This window comes from Corallococcus sp. AB045 (genome assembly GCF_003668895.1).
GTDB lineage: Bacteria > Myxococcota > Myxococcia > Myxococcales > Myxococcaceae > Corallococcus > Corallococcus coralloides.
This window is the reverse complement of record NZ_RAWN01000033.1, coordinates 41,835-62,532: the sequence shown is the minus strand read 5'-3', so window position 1 is coordinate 62,532 and position 20,698 is coordinate 41,835. Positions and strand designations below refer to the sequence as shown.

The 20,698-nt window shown below is 71.2% G+C and carries 20 protein-coding genes; 14 read left to right on the top strand and 6 right to left on the bottom strand.

Annotated features, from left to right (window positions below; all coding sequences use genetic code 11):
• The first annotated feature begins 117 nt into the window (after positions 1–117).
• A complete protein-coding gene (locus tag D7Y21_RS10975; RefSeq protein WP_158627276.1) occupies positions 118–1,623 on the top strand; it encodes an FG-GAP-like repeat-containing protein in 1,506 nt (501 codons plus the stop codon).
• Positions 1,624–2,039: 416 nt separating this feature from the next.
• Here D7Y21_RS10975 and D7Y21_RS10970 read toward each other — a convergent pair whose 3' ends face one another.
• On the bottom strand, positions 2,040–2,375 hold the full coding sequence (locus D7Y21_RS10970) for a hypothetical protein (protein WP_147469254.1): 336 nt from the start codon (positions 2,373–2,375) through the stop codon (positions 2,040–2,042).
• 196 nt (positions 2,376–2,571) lie between these two features.
• On the opposite strand from D7Y21_RS10970, the gene D7Y21_RS10965 reads away from it, so the two are divergent.
• Positions 2,572–3,753, top strand: a complete 1,182-nt coding sequence (locus tag D7Y21_RS10965; protein ID WP_121713024.1) for a bifunctional methionine sulfoxide reductase B/A protein — start codon at positions 2,572–2,574, stop codon at positions 3,751–3,753.
• A gap of 16 nt (positions 3,754–3,769) precedes the next feature.
• On the opposite strand, the gene D7Y21_RS10960 is transcribed toward D7Y21_RS10965, so the two are convergent.
• The 4 genes from D7Y21_RS10960 to D7Y21_RS10945 form a co-directional block, all read right to left on the bottom strand.
• Entirely contained in the window at positions 3,770–5,032 is a 1,263-nt protein-coding gene (locus D7Y21_RS10960) for a trans-acting enoyl reductase family protein (RefSeq protein ID WP_121713022.1), read from the bottom strand.
• Between the two features lie 95 nt (positions 5,033–5,127).
• The gene (locus D7Y21_RS10955; RefSeq protein WP_121713020.1) at positions 5,128–5,502 is read right to left on the bottom strand and encodes a DUF2256 and DUF3253 domain-containing protein; all 375 of its coding nucleotides are present in this window, start codon (positions 5,500–5,502) and stop codon (positions 5,128–5,130) included.
• A gap of 74 nt (positions 5,503–5,576) precedes the next feature.
• Positions 5,577–6,647, bottom strand: a complete 1,071-nt coding sequence (locus D7Y21_RS10950; protein ID WP_121713018.1) for a glycosyltransferase — start codon at positions 6,645–6,647, stop codon at positions 5,577–5,579.
• Complete coding sequence (locus D7Y21_RS10945; protein WP_121713016.1) at positions 6,644–7,783, bottom strand: glycosyltransferase; 1,140 nt, start codon at positions 7,781–7,783, stop codon at positions 6,644–6,646. The genes D7Y21_RS10950 and D7Y21_RS10945 overlap by 4 nt, the downstream gene beginning before the upstream one ends.
• 236 nt (positions 7,784–8,019) lie before the next feature.
• Here D7Y21_RS10945 and D7Y21_RS10940 point away from each other — a divergent pair, with 236 nt between their 5' ends.
• The 7 genes from D7Y21_RS10940 (at position 8,020) to D7Y21_RS10910 (ending at position 14,628) form a co-directional block, all read left to right on the top strand.
• Positions 8,020–8,406: a BlaI/MecI/CopY family transcriptional regulator gene (locus D7Y21_RS10940; RefSeq protein ID WP_120565186.1), complete on the top strand. Its 387-nt coding sequence runs from the start codon at positions 8,020–8,022 to the stop codon at positions 8,404–8,406.
• Positions 8,403–10,391 (top strand): M56 family metallopeptidase, encoded by a 1,989-nt coding sequence (locus D7Y21_RS43435; RefSeq protein ID WP_121713014.1) that lies wholly within the window; start codon positions 8,403–8,405, stop codon positions 10,389–10,391. The genes D7Y21_RS10940 and D7Y21_RS43435 overlap by 4 nt, the downstream gene beginning before the upstream one ends.
• Before the next feature lie 90 nt (positions 10,392–10,481).
• The gene (locus D7Y21_RS10930) at positions 10,482–11,357 is read left to right on the top strand and encodes a 4-hydroxy-3-methylbut-2-enyl diphosphate reductase (protein WP_120565188.1); all 876 of its coding nucleotides are present in this window, start codon (positions 10,482–10,484) and stop codon (positions 11,355–11,357) included.
• 52 nt (positions 11,358–11,409) lie between these two features.
• Positions 11,410–11,748: a helix-turn-helix transcriptional regulator gene (locus tag D7Y21_RS10925; RefSeq protein ID WP_120565189.1), complete on the top strand. Its 339-nt coding sequence runs from the start codon at positions 11,410–11,412 to the stop codon at positions 11,746–11,748.
• A complete protein-coding gene (locus D7Y21_RS10920) occupies positions 11,745–12,236 on the top strand; it encodes an SRPBCC family protein (RefSeq protein WP_120565190.1) in 492 nt (163 codons plus the stop codon). The genes D7Y21_RS10925 and D7Y21_RS10920 overlap by 4 nt, the downstream gene beginning before the upstream one ends.
• Before the next feature lie 196 nt (positions 12,237–12,432).
• Positions 12,433–14,100: a PA14 domain-containing protein gene (locus tag D7Y21_RS10915; RefSeq protein WP_158619345.1), complete on the top strand. Its 1,668-nt coding sequence runs from the start codon at positions 12,433–12,435 to the stop codon at positions 14,098–14,100.
• A 138-nt stretch (positions 14,101–14,238) separates the two neighbouring features.
• Positions 14,239–14,628, top strand: coding sequence for a VOC family protein (locus tag D7Y21_RS10910; protein WP_120565192.1), 390 nt, complete (start codon positions 14,239–14,241; stop codon positions 14,626–14,628).
• Positions 14,629–14,637: 9 nt separating this feature from the next.
• On the opposite strand, the gene D7Y21_RS10905 is transcribed toward D7Y21_RS10910, so the two are convergent.
• The gene (locus D7Y21_RS10905) at positions 14,638–15,255 is read right to left on the bottom strand and encodes a hypothetical protein (protein ID WP_120565193.1); all 618 of its coding nucleotides are present in this window, start codon (positions 15,253–15,255) and stop codon (positions 14,638–14,640) included.
• Between the two features lie 94 nt (positions 15,256–15,349).
• Between D7Y21_RS10905 and D7Y21_RS10900 the strand changes: the two genes are divergently transcribed.
• From D7Y21_RS10900 to D7Y21_RS10875, 5 genes are all read left to right on the top strand, one after another.
• Positions 15,350–16,177, top strand: coding sequence for a lysophospholipid acyltransferase family protein (locus tag D7Y21_RS10900; protein ID WP_120565194.1), 828 nt, complete (start codon positions 15,350–15,352; stop codon positions 16,175–16,177).
• Positions 16,174–17,115, top strand: a complete 942-nt coding sequence (locus D7Y21_RS10895) for an NAD-dependent epimerase/dehydratase family protein (protein WP_120565195.1) — start codon at positions 16,174–16,176, stop codon at positions 17,113–17,115. Before D7Y21_RS10900 ends, D7Y21_RS10895 begins: the two co-directional genes overlap by 4 nt.
• Positions 17,105–18,334 (top strand): MFS transporter, encoded by a 1,230-nt coding sequence (locus D7Y21_RS10890; RefSeq protein WP_120565196.1) that lies wholly within the window; start codon positions 17,105–17,107, stop codon positions 18,332–18,334. Before D7Y21_RS10895 ends, D7Y21_RS10890 begins: the two co-directional genes overlap by 11 nt.
• A gap of 142 nt (positions 18,335–18,476) precedes the next feature.
• Complete coding sequence (locus D7Y21_RS43310; protein WP_158627275.1) at positions 18,477–19,688, top strand: endonuclease domain-containing protein; 1,212 nt, start codon at positions 18,477–18,479, stop codon at positions 19,686–19,688.
• A complete protein-coding gene (locus tag D7Y21_RS10875; protein WP_120565277.1) occupies positions 19,669–20,691 on the top strand; it encodes a hypothetical protein in 1,023 nt (340 codons plus the stop codon). The genes D7Y21_RS43310 and D7Y21_RS10875 overlap by 20 nt, the downstream gene beginning before the upstream one ends.
• Positions 20,692–20,698 lie beyond the last annotated feature (7 nt).

The following is a 20,698-nucleotide window of genomic DNA, read 5'->3' as shown; positions in this document are numbered from 1 at the left end:
GCCCCACCCGGCCCCCCTTCTTACTTCTTCAACATCATGCGGGGATGTCACGGAAACCGCGTTCATACGGCCTTGCCGGTTCAGGGCCGTGAATCGTGAATGAAGAGGGGGATGGACATGAGACACCCACGAATGACCCATGCGGGCGTGATGCTGTTCAGCGTCGCGGTGCTGATCGCCATGGCGCTGCCGCGGATGGCGGTCACCCCAGCGCGGCCGCTGCTGGATGCTCCTCGCGCGTCCCCCACGGGGATGGGACCACGCGCCGTGGCGCTGGGTGACTTCGACGAGGACGGGCACCTGGACGTCATCACCGCCAACCACACCGCGGGCACCGTGTCCGTGCTGCGGAGCCTGGGGGACGGGACGTTCGCGCCCGGCCTGGAGCGGCCCACCGGTGCGTTGCCCGGCGCGGTCGCGGTGGGGGACTTCGACGTGGATGGCCACCTGGACGTGGTCACCAGCCACTTCGGAGGCACGGTGTCCGTGCTGCTGGGGCGCGGGGATGGGACGTTCGGGGCGCGGACCGACCACTCCGTGGGCGCGGAGCCCTCGGCCGTGGACGTGGGCGACCTGGACGGTGACGGCCGCCTGGACGTGGTGACGGCCAACGCGCTGGATGACTCCGTGTCGGTGCTGCTGAACCGGGGCTCCGGACGATTCGTGCCCCAGAAGGACGTGACCACCGGCACCAACCCGTTCGCGGTGAAGGTGGCCGACATCAACCACGACGGGATGGCGGACCTGGTCACCGCGAACTTCGTGGACACGGTGTCGGTGATGCTCGGCAACGGGGACGGGACGTTCCGGCCTCGCATGGACTTCCCCACGGGCAACGCGCCCTACTCCGTCGCGGTGGTGGATGTGGATGACGACGGGAAGCTGGACGTGGTCACCGCGAACTTCCGGGGCCAGAGCGTGTCCGTGCTGCGCGGCACCGGCGCCGGTACGTTCCCTGCGCGCGTGGATTTCGCAGTGAAGGGCGGTCCGTACTTCGTCGCGGCCGGCGACTTCAACGGCGACGGGATGCTGGACCTCATCACCGCGAACTTCAACGAGGACACCGTGTCCCTCCTGCCCGGCCAGGGCCACGGCTCCTTCGGCGCGCCCACGCGCCTGACCACCGGCGAAGGCCCCGCGGCGCTCGCGGTGGGCCTGCTCGACGGTGACCTGAAGCCAGACGTCGTCACCGCCAACACCCGGGGCCATGACGTGTCCGTGCTGAGGGCCGCGGCTTCCGCGGACGTGGAGGTGACGCTCACCGCCGTCCCCAGGCCGGGAGTGTCCGTGCCGCGCATCGACTACACGCTCACCGTCACGCAGCACGGGCCGGATCCGCTGACCCGAGCCGTCATCACCGTGGCCCTGCCCCCGGGCCTCCAGGCCAGCACCCGGGACTGCCTCATGGCCGCCGGCACGCTCCAGTGCGAGGTGGGACCGATGGCCGTGGGCGACACCACCCTCCTGCGGTTTTCCGCGCCGCTGCCGCGCTCCAGCGTGGGCCTGTCCTACCGCATCACCGCCACGCGGACGCTCAGCGTCCCCGCGGACCTCCACTCCGCCAACGACGCCGCGAGCCAGGACTACGTGTCCCTGGGAGGGCTCGCCGCGACGTGGTGGTAGCCGTTTCCCTGGAGCGCTTCGGCGGGGGCGCTTCAGCCAACGACAGGGCGAGCCAGGACTCCGTGTCCCCGGGCGGGCTCGCCGCGACTTGCTGGTAGCCGTTTCCCTGGAGCGCTTCAGCGGGGGCGCTTCAGCCAACGCCAGGGAGAGCCAGGACTCCGTGTCCCTGGGCGGGCTCGCCGCGACTTGGTGGTAGCCGTTTCCCTGGAGCGCTTCAGCGGGGGCGCTTCAGCCAACGCCAGGGAGAGCCAGGACTCCGTGTCCCTGGGCGGGCTCGCCGCGACTTGGTGGTGGCGGGTCAGGATGGAGCGCCCGCCCTGGAGCGCTTCGGCGGGAGCGCTTCAGCCAACGACGCCGCGAGCCAGGACTCCGTGTCCCTGGGCGGGCTCGCCGCGACTTGGTGGTAGCGCTCCGCTTCAGCGCGGGCGCTTCAGCTTGGACCACATGAGCCCGACGAAGGTGTCGGGCGCGGGCTCCGCGGTCATCAACTCCTCGTCTTCGTGACCGCGCACGGGCGGCGGCAGGGGCTTGGGAGCCACGGGGAACGGCAGGGGCTCCGCGGTGTTCAGGCCCTGCGCCTGACGCTCCATCACCTCCGCGAAGGAGCGCCGGGGCGCGTTGCGCTCCGCCACTGGCGCGGCGCCCTCCACGCTCTGGAGGGCCCGGATGCGAAGGACGACGCTGGCGCCTTCCGCGCGCGAGATGCCCGTCACCCGCCCGATTGGACCTCGCGGCCCGCGTGCCCGGCTCATCGGCTCCCTCCCGGTCCTCGCAATGAACCGTAGCGCCTCCGGCCCCCCGTCGGCCACTGCCCGGCCCTCCGGCGAGCCACGGGGAGGCCCGCCCGGCCGGCAGGTCTTCGTGGCCCCCCTGTAACCGTCCCCGGGTGTCACGCGTACGTTGAGGTGGCGCCCCCTCTTCCGGCGGCGCCCGGAGGCTTCGCGACCCATGTCGTCCGCCCGAGCAGTGTCTTCTCCCACCCGGCTGTCGGTGGCGCGCCGGCTGTGGCCCGCCTTGTTGGTGCTGGCCACCGCGCTGAGCGCGTGCACCGAGGCGCGTGGCGCTCCGCCCGGCGCGAAGCCCGCGGCCACCGCGTCCGCCCCGGTGCAGGACGGCCGCAAGTACACGAAGCCGTCCGACGCGGAGCTGAAGCGCACCCTGTCCCCCCTGGCCTACCAGGTGACGCAACACGAGGCCACCGAGCCGCCCTTCCGCAACGCGTACTGGAACAACCACGAGGAAGGGCTCTACGTCGACGTGGTCAGCGGCGAGCCGCTGTTCTCCTCGCGCGACAAGTTCGAGTCCGGCACCGGCTGGCCCAGCTTCACCCGCCCCCTGGACAAGGCCCACGTGGTGGAGAAGCGCGACAGCGCCCTGGGCATGGAGCGCGTGGAGGTGCGCTCGAAGGACGGCGACTCGCACCTGGGCCATGTCTTCGAGGATGGGCCCAAGCCCACGGGCCTGCGCTACTGCATCAACTCCGCGTCGCTGCGCTTCGTCCCCGTGAACGAGCTGGCCTCGAAGGGCTATGGCGCGTGGCTGCCCGCCTTCGGCCTCGCGGCGCCCGGTGAGCCCCAGGGCGCGCTCGCACCCGCAGCGGGCGCCGTCGTGCTGGCGAAGGCGGCGGCCCCCACGGAGGCCACGCGCGAGACGGCGTACCTGGCGGGCGGGTGCTTCTGGGGCATGGAGGACATCCTCCGGAAGATCCCGGGCGTCATCGACACGGAGGCCGGCTACACCGGCGGCTCGAAGAAGGACGCCACCTACGAGGACGTGCACACCGGGGAGACGGGGCACGCGGAGGCCGTGCGCGTCGTCTTCAACCCGAAGCTGCTGACGTACGAGGCGCTGCTGGAGCAGTGGTTCTTCCGCATGCACGACCCGACGACGCTCAACCGCCAGGGCAACGACGTGGGCTCGCAGTACCGCTCCGCCATCTTCTACCTGTCGGACGAACAGCGCCGGACGGCGGAGGCGGTGAAGGCCCGCGTGGGCAGGTCCGGCAAGTGGTCCCGGCCCATCGTCACGCAAATCACCGCCGCCGGCGAGTGGGTGCCCGCCGAGGGCTACCACCAGGACTACCTGGTGAAGAACCCCGGCGGCTACACCTGCCACTACCTGCGCGACTGAGTGCCCCGCCGCACCCTCACGCGGCGCGGTCGTGCACTTCGAACGTCATGCCCGCCTTGCGCAGGCGCTCCACCAGCACCATGCCCATGGCGGACGCGGGGGTGAGCACACCGCCCCGCTTGGGGATGGTGTCGAAGGCGAGGCACAGCGCGGACTCCGCCAGCATGCGCGCCGTGGCCGCGTAGCCCGGGTCGCCCTTCGAGGCGACCTTGCCCTCCACCTTCACGCGCTGACCGCTCTTGGGCGAGTGGCCCTCGCCCAGGAGCCGCACCTCGAAGAGGCCGCGCTCGCGCACGGTGGCGGACGGGCCTTCGCCCGGCGCGGGCAGCACGTGCTTCTCCAGCAGCTCCCGCGCGGGGTCCACGTTCGACAGGAGCATGAAGCCGCCCAGCCCCGCGGTGGTCGCCGCGGCGAGCGCCAGGCCCTTGGGCCCGGGGCCGAAGTCGGAGACCTCCGAGTAGAAGAAGTCGCGGCCCCACGGGTAGCCCAGGAGCGCGTTGGAGCGCCGCACGACGCGCGTGTTGACGGAGGCCATCACGAAGGGCGCGGTCCACGTGCCCGTGTCCGGGCTCTTCTTCACCGTGGCCAGGTCGCGCTCCTCCTTCGTGCCTCGGGAGGGCTCCGGGTCCAACGCGTGGGCGCTGGTCAGCACCTTCTTGAGGGACGGCTCCGCCTTCAACGCCGCCAGGGTGTCCATCATGCTGGCGATGGTGCCGCCGCTGAAGCCACCGCGCATGCGCGTCAGGTGGAAGCGCACCTGGTCGCAGTGGCCGCCGTGCTTCTCCCGCATGTAGTCCTGGACCATCAGCGTGCCCAGGTCGGAGGGGATGGAGTCGAAGCCGCAGGTGTGCACGATGCGGGCGCCCGTCTCGCGCGCCCGCGCGTCGTGGGCGTCGATGGTCTTGCGCATGAACTGCACCTCGCCCGTCAGGTCGCAGTAGTCCGTGCCGGCGCGGACGCAGGCGGCGACCAGCTCGTTGCCGTAGCGGGCGTAGGGGCCCACGGTGGAGATGATGACGCGCGTGCGCGCCACCATCGCGTCCAGCGAGGCCGCGTCCTTCGCGTCCGCGAGGACCACCGGCAGGTCCGCGAACTCCGGCCGCACCTTCACCAGCTCCGAGCGGACCTGATCCAGCTTGCCTTCGTCGCGCCCGGCGATGGCCCACTTCGCGCGGTGCGCGTCCTGATTGCGAGCCAGGTACTCCGCCACCAGGCGGCCGGTGAATCCCGTGGCGCCCCACAGGATGATGTCGAACGCGGGCTTCGTGTCGTGGGCCATGGGCGGCGAGTAGCCGGACCCTCCATGTGAGCGCAAGCGCGATTCCACGGGCCGTGAAAACCCTGTGCAGGGCACCACATCCCGGTGGCCGGGCCTCAGGCGCGCAGGCGCAACCGGATGGGTCCGCGCGCGGTGGAGGGGTCCACCACCCGGCCCCCCTGGACGATGTCCAGCACACCCCGAGCGACGAGCCTGCGCGCCGCCTCGCGCACGGGCTCCATGCACGCGCGCCAGTCCTCGTCGCCGGACGCGCGGGCAACTTCGGAGGGACACACGGTGGCGCCGCCTGCCCGCTGGGAGAGCAGCTCCAGGATGCGCGCCTCCCATGGGGAATCCCGCGCCTGGGTCCGCTTCCCCCGGCACGCCTCCGAGCAGTACCTCACCTGTTCCCAGTCGCGCGCCCACTTGCGGCGCCAGGTGATGGCTCGGCCGCAGACGGCGCAGGGCTTGGGAGGCGGAGGGGACGTCATGCACTCCCATCGATGCGTCCCGCCACGCCGGGTTGCAACCCCGGCCGACGCCGAGGCTCGCGTACAGGGATGCGTCAGCCCAGCGCCGCCTCCACCTCCACGGCGCGGTGCGCGTACGTGTGCTCGGCCAGCACGCGCCGGAGCGCGGCCTGCCCGATGCGCCGCGCGTCCTCCGGGGTGAGGCGCTTCACGTGCTCGGCGACCTCCTCACCGGAGCGGGCCACCAGCACCTCGCGGCCGGGCTCCAGGAACTGCTCCACGCCGTCGAAGGCGTCGGTGATGAGGCAGGCGCCCGCGCCCGCGGCCTCGAACACACGCGTGGATGGTGAGAAGCCGAAGCGCGCCATGCTGTCGCGGTGCAGGTTGAGCACCGCGCGCGCCGAGCTGTTCAGCGCGTTGTGGTCCTGCGTGTAGACGTGGCCCAACCGCACGACGTTCGAAGGCACGACGCGGTCCTCCCAACCGTTGCCGCCCAGGAGCATGCGTGAGCGGGGCAGCGCCTCCGCGACCTTGAAGAAGCAGGCCGCCACGCGCGCCTCGCGGTCCGGCAACCGGTTGCCCAGGAAGGCCAGCTCGCAGGCGAAGCGCGACTCAGGCGCCACGGGGTGGTGCGTGTCCGGATCCACCGCCAGATGGATGGGCACGCATCGCTTCGCGCCCAGCTCCCGGTACGCGTTCACCACCTGCGCGCCGCCACCGGACGTGAGGATGCGGTCGAAGCGCGGGATGAGCTGACGGAAGAGATGGTGGGCGTCCTTCGCCACGTGCTCCAGCGTGGCGGGCGCGCTCACGTCCCAGAACACCACCTGCGTGCCGGAGCGGCGCAGCTCCAGCACGCGTGAATCCAGATACGCGTCGAGGGCCCCCACGCCGCTGGCCTTCACCACCACGTCCACGCCGAAGGCGTCGTCCAGGCATTCATCCACCGAGCCCAGGTTGTTCGCATAGACGACGACGCGGGCCCAGTCCGGCTCATGGAGGTCACGGTGCTCCTGCCGGCCGGAGGCGTCCGGTTCATAGAAGGTGACCTGGTGCCCGCGCGCGTGCAGGGCGCGCAGCAGGCCCCGGTAGTAGGTGGCCGCGCCATTCCACCAGGTGGACACGAGGCTGGAACCGAAGAAGGCGAAGCGCAGGCCGCCGCTCATGCGAGGACTCTTTCCGAGGACAGCGGGTGGAGGACGTCACCGGACATCCCCAACTCCTGACAGATGACGAGCAGCGCCTCCACCCGGTGCGCGCAGGTGTGCCGCGACAGTACCGTGCGCAGGCCGGCTTCCGCGAAGGCGTGCCGCATCTCCGTGTCCGCGACCAGCGCGGACAGGTGGCGCCGCATCTGTGCGCCGTCCCGGGCGACGAGGTAGTCCTTCCCCGCGGTGAAGAGCCCGTCCGAGTCCTCCCAGGGAGAGGACACCAGCGGGATGCCGCACGCCAGCGCCTCGAAGGGGCGGATGGTGGGGATGCCAGGCAGCAGCGTGGCGTAGGGCCGCCGGGGGATGTGCACGGTGACGCGCGCCTGGGAGAAGGCCAGGGGCACGCGGTGGTTGGGCAGCCAGCCGGCGTACTCGATGCCGGCGTCGAAGAGGGCTCGCAGGGCGGGGACCGGGTAGCGCACGCCATGCACCCGCGCGGTGAGGCCCAGCTCATGCACCGGCTCCACGAGGAACTCCTGCAGCGCCTTCGTGCGCTCGTCGTCACCCCAGTTGCCAATCCAGACCAGGTCCCGCACCTCGCGGTTGCGCGGGTGCGGGTGGAACACGCGCACGTCGGCGGCCTCGTGCCAGGTCCACGCTCGCTGGGCCCAGCCCCGCTCCAGGTAGAGGTCCCGGAGCACGTCTCCGGAGGCGAGCACTCCGTCGTACCGGGACAGGTCGTAGCCGGCCATCACCTCGGGCGCGCTCACGCTCCGATGCCAGGTGTCGTGGAAGAGGAGGCGGAAGCGGCCGCCGTCACGCCGGTGCGCTCCAATGCGGCGCACCAGGTCCGGCGACGTCCAGGCGTGCACCAGCACCAGGTCCGCGCCATCGAGCACCGCCTCCAGGTCCAGCGTGTCGGGTGCGTAGCGCTCCGGACGCACGTGCGGGTAGAGGGCTCGGACCTCGTTGAGCACGGCCACGCCGTGGGGTTCTTCCAGGAGGCACTGGAAGCTCGACGCGTCCTCCGGTTCGAACACGCGCACGGAGTGGCCTCGCGCGGCCAGCTCCGTCACCACCCCGCGCAGGAAGTGGGCGTCACCGTGGTTCCAGTCCGACAGCAGGGAATGACAGAAGAGGATGACACGCATGGATGGACAGGCTCCTCGGGCTCCCCCGCCGCGTGGCCATGGGCCCGGTCGTGAAAACGGTAAACACCCCGCCGTCCGGTTCACCCCTCCCTGATGGCTTGTCTGGGCGCCAGCCCTCGGGGACGCCCTTCCCCTCCCCACAGGGCCCCTTGCCCGTGAAGTACGAAAGGCTTCGTTGACACCTACGAAATCGTTCGTATAACTATGCGTAGGAAGCGGTGAGGAGAGAGGAAGCCATGAGCCGAGGAAAGCTGCCGCGACCCACGGATGCCGAGCTGGCCATCCTGCGGGTGCTGTGGGACGGGGGCGCGCGCACGGTGCGCGAGGTCCACGAGACGCTTCAGGACGGGGGCGGCTACACCACCGTCCTGAAGACGATGCAGATCATGACGGAGAAGGGGCTGGTGACGCGCGACGAGTCCCAGCGCGCGCACGTCTACAGCGCCCGGCTCCCCCGGGAGAGCACCCAGCAGCAGCTGGTCACCGACCTGGTGGACCGCGTGTTCGGCGGGTCCCCGGCGCGGCTCGCCCTGCAGGCCCTGTCCACGAAGAAGACGTCCCCGGAGGAGCTGGCGGAGCTGCGCCAGCTGCTGGATTCGCTCGAGAAGGAGTCGGAGTCATGAACGGTCTCATCCTGGAAGCGGTGGGTTGGGCGCTCGTGCACCTGGTGTGGCAGGGCGCGCTCGTGGCGGTGGCCCTGGCGCTGGCGCTCCGGTGGGTGGGGCGGCGTTCGGCGAACCTGCGCTACGCGCTGGCGTGTGGCGCGCTGGGCATCATGCTGGCGCTGCCGGTGGCCACCGCGTGGCGGCATGCCTCGCGCGCGGCGGAAGCCCGTCCGGTGGCGCGCACCGCGGTGGTCCCGCGGACCGTGGCGCCCCTGCCGGCCCCGGTGTCCCCCGCCCTGACGCGGCTGCCCGCCGCGCGTCCCATGTCCGTGAAGGAGACCATGTCGCTGCCCCGGCTGGACGGGATGTTCCAGCAGGTGGGCGAGCACCTGCCCTGGCTGGTGCTGGCGTGGGGGCTGGGCGTGGCGGCGTCGTCGCTGCGCCTGCTCAGGGGCTGGATGGGGCTGCGCCGGCAGGTGGACGAGGCGGTGCACGCGTCGTGGGAATGGCAGCAGCGGCTGGAGGTGCTGGCGCGGCGGCTGAACCTCACGCGTCCGGTGCGCCTGCTGGTGTCGTCGAAGCTGGACGTGCCGTCCACGCTGGGCTGGCTGAAGCCGGTGGTGCTGGTCCCCACCGCCACGCTCACCGGGCTGGCCGTGCGGGAGCTGGAGCTGGTGCTGGCCCACGAGCTGGCCCACATCCGCCGTCACGACTTCGCGGTGAACATGGTGCAGACGCTGGTGGAGACGCTGCTCTTCTACCACCCGGCCGTGTGGTGGATGTCCCAGGTCATCCGCGTGGAGCGGGAGAACTGCTGTGACGACCTCGCGGTGCGGCAGGGCCCCGGCGCCCTCCCCTACGCCCGAGCGCTCACCGCCCTGGAGGCGCTGCGGCTGCAGGGCATGGACACCAGCGGTCCCGCGATGTCCGCGCTGGGAGGTTCACTGAAGGACCGCGTGCGGCGGCTGGTGGTGGCGCCCGCGTCGCGGTGCTCGTCGCGCTGGGCGGCGGGGGTGTCCATCGTCACGCTGGCCAGCAGCCTGGCGCTGGCGGTGCCGCTGACGGCGCTCGCCGTGCAGCCCGCGAAGGCGCAGGAGGCGAAGGCCCTGGTGGCCCCGTCCGTGAGCGCCAAGCCCCGGACCGATGCCACCGCGTCCACGGGCCTGTCGCGCGCCGCTTCGATGACCAACCCGGTCGCCGCGCCCACGTCGCTCGCCGCCGCGAGGACGGCCCCTGAGCCCACTCAGGTCGCCGCTGCGCCCACGTCGCTCGCCGCCGCCGCAAGGACGGCCCTGGCACCTGCCCAGCTCGCGGTCCCCCAGCCGACGCTGCTCGCGGTCCTCGCGGCGCCCCCTCCTCCGCCCCCGGCGCCCGCGCCGGTCATCGCGCCTGCTCCGAACCCCGCGCCCTCCGCGAAGGAGAAGGCCCGCGCGGCGAGGAAGGAGTCGGACGATGCCGACGAGAAGACCCGCGTGGGCGTGGATCCGCTGAGCGTGGACCAGCTGGTCGCGCTGAAGATCGCGGGCGTCACCCCGGAGGTCGTCGAGCGCATCTCCGCCATGGGCTACGAGCCCACGGTGAACACGCTGGTGGGCTTCCAGCACGCCGGCGTCACGCCGGACTACGTGAAGTCCATGACGGACCGCTTCGGCCGCTCCATCCCCGCCGAGCAGCTGGTGGCCATGAAGCACCTGGGCGTCACGCCGGAGTGGCTGGGTCAGATGGCCGCCCTGGGCTTCGACAAGGAGGACTCCGACGACCTGCTGTCCGCGAAGGCGCTGGGCATCAACGCCGCGTGGCTCAACGAACTGAAGGCCGCGGGCTTCGGGAAGCTGAGCCTGGATGAAGCCGTGCAGCTCCGTGCGCTGGGTGTCGACTCCAGCTACCTGCGCGAGCTGGAAGGCGCGGGCGTGAAGCCCGCCACCGTGGATGAACTGGTGCGCCTGCGCACCGGCGGCGTGGACGCGGACTTCATCCGCCGCATGCAGAAGCTCCGGAAGTAACCCCTCCCTTCCTCTCCCATGCAGCCCCACCGCGCGCGCCATCCCGGGCGCGCGGAAGGGCCGCGCCTTGCCCGAAAAGGAGTCGCCGTCATGACGTCGCGCCTGTCTCCGTGGCTCACCCTGTTCGTGATGCTCCTCGCCCTCCCCGTCCTCGCCGCCGATGCTCAGCGCACCGGCACGTGGGGCGCGTACGTGAAGGAGCAGCAGTTGCAGTTGTCATTGCAGCCCAAGGACCGTCCTGATTCGCACCACGGCTTCTCCGCGCCGCTCACCGACTTCCAGGGGCTGTCCACGGCGGAAGGGAGCAGCGCCCCCTTCAAGCTGGTGCGCGAGGCGGGCACCTTCGACTTCGAGGGCCGCTTCAAGGACGGCCAGGGCGTGGGCACCTGGCGCTTCAGCCCGGATGCCAGCTTCACGAAGAAGCTGGCGGAGCTGGGCATTCCCAAGCCGGACGCGGACGAGCAATTCCTCCTGGCCAGCGTGAACGTCGGCCCGCAGCGCGTCCAGGCGCTCGCGGCCGTGGGCCAGAAGGTGACCACCGTGGAGGAGCTGGTCCAGGTGGGCATCTTCCGCGTCACCCCGGAGTACGTCCGGGCCATGGCCGCCGAGGGCTACCCGAAGCTGACGATCGAGCAGTTGGTGAGCAGCCGCATCCACAACGTCACGCCGGAGCGCATCCAGGGCCTCGCGGCGCTGGGGTTCAAGGGCCTGCCCCTGGACTCACTCCTGTCCATGAGCATCCACGGCGTGACGCCTGACTTCATCCGCGAGATGCGCGGCCTGGGCTTCAAGGACCTGAGCGCGGACGACCTGGTGTCCATGCGCATCCACGGCGTCACCGCCGCGTTCGTGAAGGAGATGCGCGACGCGGGCTACGAGAACGCCACCGCGGAAGACTTCGTCTCCCTGCGCATCCACGGCATCGACTCCGTCTTCGTCCGCTCCATGTCGAAGAAGCGCAAGTAGACAGCACCGGGGGCCTTGACGTTGGGAGCCTCAGGCCTTAACACTGAACCAAATGGTTCAGTCTCAAGCCGCCCTCGACCGTACGTTCGCGGCGCTGTCGGACCCGACGCGCCGGGCCATCCTCCTGCGACTGGGGGGAGGGACCGGCGCGTCCATCGGCAGCCTGTCCGAGCACTTCGAGATGACGCTCACGGGTTTCCAGAAGCACGTGCGCATCCTGGAGGAGGCGGGGCTCGTCACGACGGAGAAGGTCGGGCGGGTGCGCCACTGCAAGCTCGGGCCGAAGCGGCTGGAGGACGTGGCGAAGTGGATGGCCACGTACCGGACCATGCTGGAGCAGCGCCTGGACAACCTCGAGGACTTCCTCGAGCGCACGAAAGGAACGCCATGACGACCCAAGTCGCGAGTTCATCCCCCAAGGCCATCGTCACCCAGACCGCGGAGCGGGAGCTGCGCATCGAGCGCATCTTCAACGCGTCCCGCGAGCGGGTGTGGAAGGCGATGACCGACCCCGCGCTCGTCTCCCAGTGGTGGGGCCGGGGCAACAAGGTGGTCGTTGAGCGCATGGACCTTCAGCGCGGCGGCCACTGGCGCTTCGTCGAACACACTCCCGAAGGCACCCACGGCTTCGAGGGTCGCTACCGCGAGGTGACGCCCATGGAGCGCATCGAGCAGACCTTCGAGTGGGACGGCATGCCGGGCCACGTGACGGTGGAGACGATGACGCTGGAGGACCTGGGCGACGGGCGCACGAAGCTCGTCAACATCTCCCTGTTCCACACCGCGGAGGACCTCCAGGGCATGGTCGGCTCCGGCATGGAGCAGGGCCTCAACGAGAGCTACGCGGCGCTGGACAAGCTGCTCGCGCGGCCCAACTGAGGCAGGGCCCAAAGGGCGCCCAAGGTCCGCCCACGACACCCGCCGAACAAGCAAAACACGATCAAGCCAATTTCACTGAAAGACACTTCGAAGGCTTGAATAACAAGGATATCACGTCGCCTCCCACCCTCGTTGGAGGCGAAAGATGCTCCCATCCCCGCGTTCCCGTTCCCGTGCGCTCGTCCGGACGTGTCTGGTGCTCCCCCTGTGCTCGCTGGCGGCCTGTGACGTCCGTGAGCCCCCTCCAGATACACGCGTCGCCGTCTCACGCGGCGCGGTCACCGGCGAGCTGGCCGCGACGCTCATCGACGACGGCGGCTTCAACTACCCCTGGCAGGTGAACGACGGCGATGACGCGTCGGGTGCGTGGGGCGCGGGCGACAACGCCTTTGTCGGCTACGACCTGGGGACGCTGAAGCAGGTGCGGGAGGTGTGGAGCCTGGGCGACCAGGCCTATCGCTTCCACGTCCAGCTCTTCGACGCGAGCTGGTCCCAGACGGGCTGGTACGACTGCGACGTCGACGGCAGCACCGTCCAGTGGAAGGGCTGCGACATCCCGGACACGAACGCGCGCTTCGTCTACGTGCGCTACCGCACGAACACCAGCGGCTCCTGGGTCCAGGAGGTGAACCTCCTGGGGGGCGCCGCGGGCACGGGTGAGCTGCCCATTCCCACGGGCGCCTTCCGGGGCACCTACTTCAGCGACCCGGACCTGACGACCCGGGCCTTCCAGCGCCAGGACGCCGCCATCCAGTTCTCCTGGGGGACGGGGAGCCCCGGCGCGGGCGTGGGCGTGGACGGCTTCAGCGTGCGCTGGGAGGGCGACTGGAGCTTCGCCAGCGCGGGCACGTACCGGTTCTCCACCACGTCCGACGACGGCAGCCGCGTCTATGTCGACGGGGCGCTCGTCGTGGACCACTGGGGCGACCACGGCGCGTCGACGCGGACCGGCGACGTCACGCTCACCGCCGGCACGCACCGCGTGAAGGTGGAGTACTACGAGGCCACGGGCGAGGCGTCCGCCCAGGTGGGCTGGACGTTGCAGTCCGGGAACACGCCCGGCGTGGGCGGCGTCCCCACCCCGCCCGCCGGCTGGGTGCTGGACCTCCAGGACGACTTCGACTCGCTGGACTGGAACAAGTGGAAGCAATGGCAGACGAACGTGCCGCTCAACCACACGGTCATGGTGATGAACACGCAGAGCCAGTGCGTGACGGTCAACGGTCAACTGGAGATGCGCGCCCGCAAGCGCGCTGACGGCTCGGGCGTCTGGGACGGCTGCTACCTGGACCAGGGCACGTGGTGGGACGCGCAGAACTTCCGTCCGGCGCATCCCGGCTACGCGGACTACCAGGTGTCGTTCAAGGCGGACCTGCCGCCGGGCATGGGCACGGGCATGTACTTCCTGATGTGGCCCGTCGCGGAGAGCTGGGGCGGGACGCCGTGGCCTCCGGAGCTGGACATCGTCGAACTGCCCAACAACGACGGCACGAACGTGATGACCACGTGGCACTGGGACCCGGACAACAAGCAGTCAGAGGTCCGCCCCGCCGTGGACCGCCGCAATGGCAAGCAGTGGGTCTACACCGCGCGCCGCGTGGGCAATGACATCCGGATGTGGATTGGCGACCCGGCGACCAACGCCATCCGGGAGGTCCCGCTGCCAGCCGCGTTCTCCAACAACCCGGACTACAAGCGGATGCTCGTGGGCATGGCGAACTTCGTCGCGTCCACCTGGGCCCTCACCGGCAGCGGGTCCGCGTTCTGGTACGGCGACGCGAACGCCACGGGCGCCACCGCGTGGACCGCGTCCATCGACTACGTGAAGGTCTGGAAGCCGGGCCCGGGCATGAGCGGGCAGTAGGCCTTCTGTCCGGGCGCGGACGGCGCAGGGAGGGCCGTCCGCCCCTTTCACTCCGTCGTACCTTCCACCCGCTTTTCGGTGTATCCCTGGCTCCCCCTCAACGGGCTTCCCCCCTGCCCGGCCCATCAGGAGCGAGCCATGCATCACAGCCGACTCAGCACGTTCGTCATTGACTGCAAGGTCGAGGACTTCGACGCCGCCACCCGGTTCTGGAGCGCGGCGCTGGGGCGGGCGATGAAGCCGGTGGATCCGGACTCGCCCACCTACCGCGAGCTGGAGGCGAAGCCCGAGGAGCCGAGCCTCCTCATCCAGCAGGTGGAGCACGAGAGCCGCATCCACCTGGACATCGAATCGGATGACCTGGACGCGGAGGTGGAGCGGCTGGAGGCCCTGGGCGCCAGGCGCATCGCCTACGTGAAGCGCTGGTGGGTGATGGAGGCCCCCACCGGCCAGCGCTTCTGCATCGTCCGTCCGCAGCGCGGTCCCCTGGAGGGCCGCGCCAACGTGTGGGACGGCGAGGGCCGCTAGAAGCGCGCCCTACCCCGGGCCCAGCGCGGCCTGGAGCAGGTCCAGGAGCCCCGGCCACTCCTCCGCGGACAACCACAGCCCTTCCGGCGCGTGCTCCGCGGTCATCCGCAGGGAGGAGGACTCAAAGAGGCGGGACGCCAGCGCACCCTCCTTCGGCAGCGCCCCCTCCACCCGGAGCACCTGTCCGTCCCAGGCCAGTCCCGGCGGCAACAGCTTGCGCGCCAGGGCCTGGAGCGCGGCCTTCCCCGCCCCCGTGCGCAGCGCGCCCATCAGCAGCGATGACGCGCCGGGGGACTCCTCCAGCTCCACCCGGCCCGGCGTGGCCAGCCACAGCGTGTAGCGGCCCCCGGCCAGCTCCACGCGCTGGGGGGTGGTCTCCACCCGCAGCTTCCAGCCGCGCACGTCCAGCCGCAGGTCGTACACGGACGGAGTGCTGTCCCAGGTGCGCAGGGTGAGCCCCTTCACGCGGCCCAGCACTCCTCGCGACAGCGCCTCCACCCGCGCGTGCGACAGGCGCACCCGCCGGCCGCTCACGTCCACCGCCACCTGGTTGGACAGCCCCGCCGGCAGGGCCTTGGCCCACGTGACCACCCCGTCCAGCATCTCCGTCCACGGCTGCCCCGCCATCGCGCGTCACTCCCTGGGGGCCCGGCCGGGGCACCCGTCGGGTGCACAATGGGGGACGCGGGCCCCCCGTGCAAAGCTCACGCGCGGTGCTACGGTGCGCCCCGTGCCCCAGAGCGAGTCCCTGTCAGCGCGGGTAGAGCGGTTGGAGCTGCCCTTCAACGAATACGGTGTCGACCCCTACGGCATCTCCAAGAAGCACCTGAAGCTGGCGCTGGAGTTCTTCGCCTTCCTCTACCGGAACTACTTCCGGGTGCGTTGCACCGGCGTGCAGCACATCCCGAAGAAGGGCCGCGGCATGCTGGTGGGCAACCACTCCGGCGGCGTCGCGGTGGACGGGATGATGGTGCTCACCTCCACGATGCTGGAGATGGACCCGCCCCGGCTCGCGCAGGGCATGGTGGAGCGCTTCATCCACAAGTTCCCCGTGGCCTCGCTGTGGGCCAGCCGCACCGGCCAGTTCACCGGCCTGCCCGAGCACGCCGTGCGCCTGCTGGAGGACGACCGGCTCCTCATGATTTTTCCGGAGGGCGCCCGCGGCACCGCGAAGCTCTACCCGGACCGCTACTCGCTGGTGGACTTCGGCACGGGGTTCATCCGGCTGGCGCTCCAGACGCGCTCGCCCATCATCCCCTTCGCCTTCCTGGGCGGCGGCGCGGCCATCCCCACGGTCACCAACGCGTATGCGCTGGGCAAGCTCCTGGGCGTCCCGTACGTGCCGCTGACGCCGTACCTGCTGCCGCTGCCCCTGCCGGTGGGCCTGGAAATCCATTACGGCGAGCCGCTCGTCTTCGAAGGCACGGGCGACGAGGAGGACCACGTCATCCAGGGCTACGTGGACCAGGTGAGGGCGAGCATCCAGCGGCTCATCGAAGACAACCGCGCCGAGCGCAACCTGCGCCGGGCCCGGAGGCTGTTGCCATGAGGGTGTTGATCGCGGGCATCTCCGGCGGCATCGCGCGCAGGCTGGCGCTGAAGCTGCGCGACAGCGGCCATGAAGTCGCGGGCATCGACATCCGCCCGTGGCGGGACGCGCCCAAGGGCATCGACGTCCACCCGGTGGACATCCGCAAGCGCGCCGCCGAGGACGTCTTCCGCCGCTGGAAGCCGGAGGCCGTGATTCACATGGCCACGGTGACGGCGTTCACCGTGCAGGGGCACGAGCGCGGCCGCATCAACCTGGACGGCACCAAGGCGCTGTTCGACCACTGCGCGGCGCACGGCGTGAAGCAGGTGCTCTTCGTGGGACGGCACACGTTCTACGGCGCGGCGCCGGACTCGCCGCTGTACCACTCCGAGGACGAGCCCCCGCGCGCGCTGGAGGCCATCCCGGAGCTGGCGGACCTGGTGGCCGCGGACCTGTACGCGGCCACTGCGCTCTGGCGCCTGCCGGACGTCACCACCGCGGTGCTGCGGCTCGTGTACACGCTGGGCACGCCGGGCACGGGCACGCTCGCGAACCTGCTGCGCGGCAAGCGCGTGCCCATGGTGCTGGGCTACGACCCGCTCTTCCACGTGCTCCAGGAGGAGGACGTGGTGACGGCGCTGCAGCTGGCGCTGGAGAAGCAGGTGCGCGGCATCTTCAACGTCGCGGGGCCCGCGCCGGTGCCGCTGTCGGTCATCATCCGGGGCACGGGCCGCACGCCGGTGCCGCTGCCGTCGCCGGTGCTGTCGCTGCTGCTGGGCCGGGCGGGCTTCCCCCGGCTGTCCGTGGGGGCCACGGACCACCTGCGCTACCCCATCGTGGTGGACAACAAGCGCTTCCTGGAGGCCACGGGCTTCCAGGCCACCTACGACGAGGGCCGCATCCTGCGCGCCTACGCGGACGCGCTGCCGGTGGACCGGGCGGGCCATGGTGGCTGAGAGCGTGGGCGCGGCCCCCGTGGCCACGCCGGGCCTCCTGCGCAGGGTGGAGGCGGTGGTGTTCTTCACCGTGTTCCTGGACCTGGTGGGCTTCGGCATCGTCATCCCGATGCTGCCCTTCTACGTGCAGTCCATGGGCGGCTCGGCGCGCACGGTGGGCATCCTCCTGGGGTGCTTCAGCTTCACGCAGCTGCTCGCCACGCCGCTGCTCGGGCGCTATTCGGACCGGCACGGACGGCGGTCCGTCATCCTCCTGAGCCTGCTGGCGAACGCGGTGGCGATGGCGCTGTTCGCGCTGGCCAGCCACCAACTGATGCTGCCGCTGCTGTTCGCGTCTCGCATCCTGGCGGGGGCGACGTCCGGCAACATCGCCGCGTGTCAGGCGGCGCTCGCGGACGTGACGACGAAGGAGACGCGCGCCCGGGCCATGGGCCGCATCGGCGCGGGCATTGGCCTGGGCATGGTGCTGGGGCCCACGTTGGGCGGCCTGTTCTCCGGCCTGGGCGCGTGGGTGCCGCCGCTGCTCGCCGGAGGCCTGGCGCTGGTGGGCTTCGTGGCCGCGTTCTTCGCGATGCCGGAGACGCACCCGGTGGAGAAGCGCGTGGCGGCGAAATCCCAGACGCGCTGGTCCGCGTTGCAGGACTCGCCGCAGCGCAAGGCATTGGGATTGGTGCTGGGGTTGTTCTTCGCGGTGTTCCTGTCCATGACCACGCTCCAGGTGGCGTTCGCGCTGCTGGTACAGGCGCGGCTGGGCTGGGGCTCCAAGGAGGTGGGCTACACCTTCGCGGTCGTGGGTGGCCTGGGCATGGTCATCCAGGGCGGGCTGATTGGTCCTCTGTCGCGCGCGGCGGGTGAGTTCCGGCTGATGATCTGCGGAGCGCTCCTGCTCGCGGGCGGCATGGCGGGGCTCGCGGCGTCGTGGCAGGCGATTCCGATGATGGTCTCCGTGGTGCTGGTGGGCGTGGGCATGGGCTTTTTGCAGCCGTTGATTTCCAGCCAGGCCTCGCAGGTGGCCCCGCCGTCGCAGCAGGGCGCCGTGCTGGGTCTGGCGCAGTCGTGCGGTGGGCTGGCCCGCACGGTAGGGCCGGTGGCGAGCGGCTGGATGTATGCGTCATGGAGCACCCAGGCCCCCTTCCTGACGGGCATGCTTTCAGCGCTCGCGGCGGCCGGATTGGGACTGCTTCTCCATCGGGAAACCGGCGACGACGCAGGGCGCTAAAGCCTTTCAGACCCACCCGGGTCCCTTCCTTCCCGGAATGCCATACCTCCTTTGGGGGGCTTGTCTTCACCCGACCCGTGGGAGCAGTCTTTTGCTCACGAGGGGCGGTGAAGCCATCACTCCCGGGGGGTAGTGCTTGCCATTGGCGGGTGAAGTCGCGCTGCTGGATGCATTGGACCGCCAGGCCCGGCGCCGGGAGGAAGGCATCGCGACCCTGAGCGTGTTGGAGGGACCGGAGGCTCTGGGGGAGACCCTCTGGAACCAATGGGCCGCGAGGCACGGGCTGACGGTGGTGGAGGTGTCTGGGGAGGACCCGCAGGAGGCGGCGCTGGGCTGGGCCCGGGCGCTGGCGGCGACCCGGGACCTGGGGGCGGACGCGGAGGCGCTGGCGGCGTTCAGCCTGACGGCGGCGAATCCCAGACACACGCCGGTGTTCAGGGGAAAGACAGCGCATGAGCGGCGGGTGTTGCTGGACGCGCTGCCGCCGCCCGCGATGTTGGCGGACGCCACGTGGGCGCTGTGCCGGGAGTTGGTGATTGGGCGGGAGGCGGTGGAGCCGGGAGCGCTCCCGAATGCCGTGCGCACGGCGTTCGCGAAGAACCTGGGCGCGGGGCTGCGGGCGCTGCACGCGCTGCTGCCGCCCGGGAAGGCCCCGGTGGTGCGAATGGCGGTGGGGGAGGCGCCATCGTACCGGGGGCTCCAGGTGGCGGGGGTGTTGAGCAACGCGGTGCCGGCGCTCCCGGTGGCGTGCGTGGTGTCCAGCGAGGCGCTGGGGGCGTTCCTGGCGGGCGGGGAGACGCGGCTGAAGGCGCTGGTGCGCGAGGGCGTGGTGGAGGTGCCGACGGAGCCATCCGAGGCCGCGAGCGCGGTGGCGACGCTCCGGAAGCTGGAGCGCGCGGGTGCGCCCGAGAAGCAGCGGGTGAGCGCCGCCGAGGTGGCGTTGGCGGTGCTGACGGGCGCGGGCGAGGCGGGCGCGGACCGGGCGCGGAGCAAGGCGGAGGCGTACCTGCGCGACCGGCTGGAGGAGCACCCACGCACGGCGGGCCTCTTCGAGCTCAACGCCCGGCTGCGCCCCGAGGACAAGCGCAGCTGGGAGGTGGACCTGCTGTGCCGCCCGCTGCGCATCGCGGTGGAGATCGACGGCTACCACCACTTCCAGGATCCGGAGCGGTTCCGCCGCGACCGGCGCAAGGACCTGGACCTGCAGCGCGAGGGCTACTGGGTGTACCGGCTGCTCGCGACGGACGTGCTGTCCCAGCTGGAGCACATCCTCCACACCCTCGACACGTTGATTGAAGCCCGCGGGCGCGAGCCTGGCGGGCGGGAGCCACGACATGGACACCGACACTCCTGACACCCGGCTTCAGGGCCTGGCCCTGGCCTGGCTGGCGACGCGCTCCGAGAAGAAGGCCGGCACGCGCAACGAGCTGGCGAAGACGCTGCACGCGTTCGTGGAGCACCGCTGGAGCCGAGGCGAATGGAACGGCCGGTTCGACGCGCTGCTGACGGAGCTGCTGGAGGACAAGCAGGTGGAGGCCCGGGGCCGTTCGGGGCTGGCGTTGACGGGGGCGGGCCGTCAGCAGGCGTTGAAGTTCCTGCGGGTGGATTCCCCCAAGGGGCTCACGTGGAAGCGCGTGAAGCAGCAGCACCTGCTGGCGAAGGGGCTAGGCCTGCCGGCCTCCAAGCCCGCGCTGGGGCGCTTATCGGACGCGGACGGCGTGCGGGCCCTGGTGCTCAAGCGGGCGCACAAGGTGGAGGGGCCGGAGACGCCGACGCTGGCGCAGGTGCGCGACCGGCTGCTGTGGCGGCAGCTGGGCGTGGAGACGGACGAGGCGTTCTCGCTGCGCGCGGTGCAGGCGCACCTGTTGGGCCAGCTGCTGGGCCAGGAGGTCCGCGACCCGAAGCGCGGCGTGGAGCAGCTGGCCGCCCGCGCGGTGGGAGCGCCGCGGGTGGACGCGGAGGTGGTGCGGATGGCGGCGCTGCGGGAGTGGGTGCTGGCGGAGGCGGAGAAGGTTTCCGCGCCCAGGCCGAAGCTCGTGGAGGCGGCCGTGAAGCTCGCACCCAAGGTGCCGCCCACGGAGACGGTGTCTTTCGCCCGGCGGGTGCTGGACGCGGCGAAGGCCGTGCCCCCCACGGGCCGCTTCGGTGACAACAAGGTCTTCATCTCCCACGTGTGGAAGGCGTTGCAGCCGGAGTGGGCGGACCGCCCGGCGTTCAACGAGGCGCTGCTCGCGGCCAACCGCGCGCAGCACCTGTCCCTGGGACGCGCGGACCTGCTGGCGGCCATGAACCCCCAGGACATCACCGAGTCCGAAGTGCGTGCCGTCGGCGCCAGCTTCCACTTCGTCATCCTCTAAGCGGAAC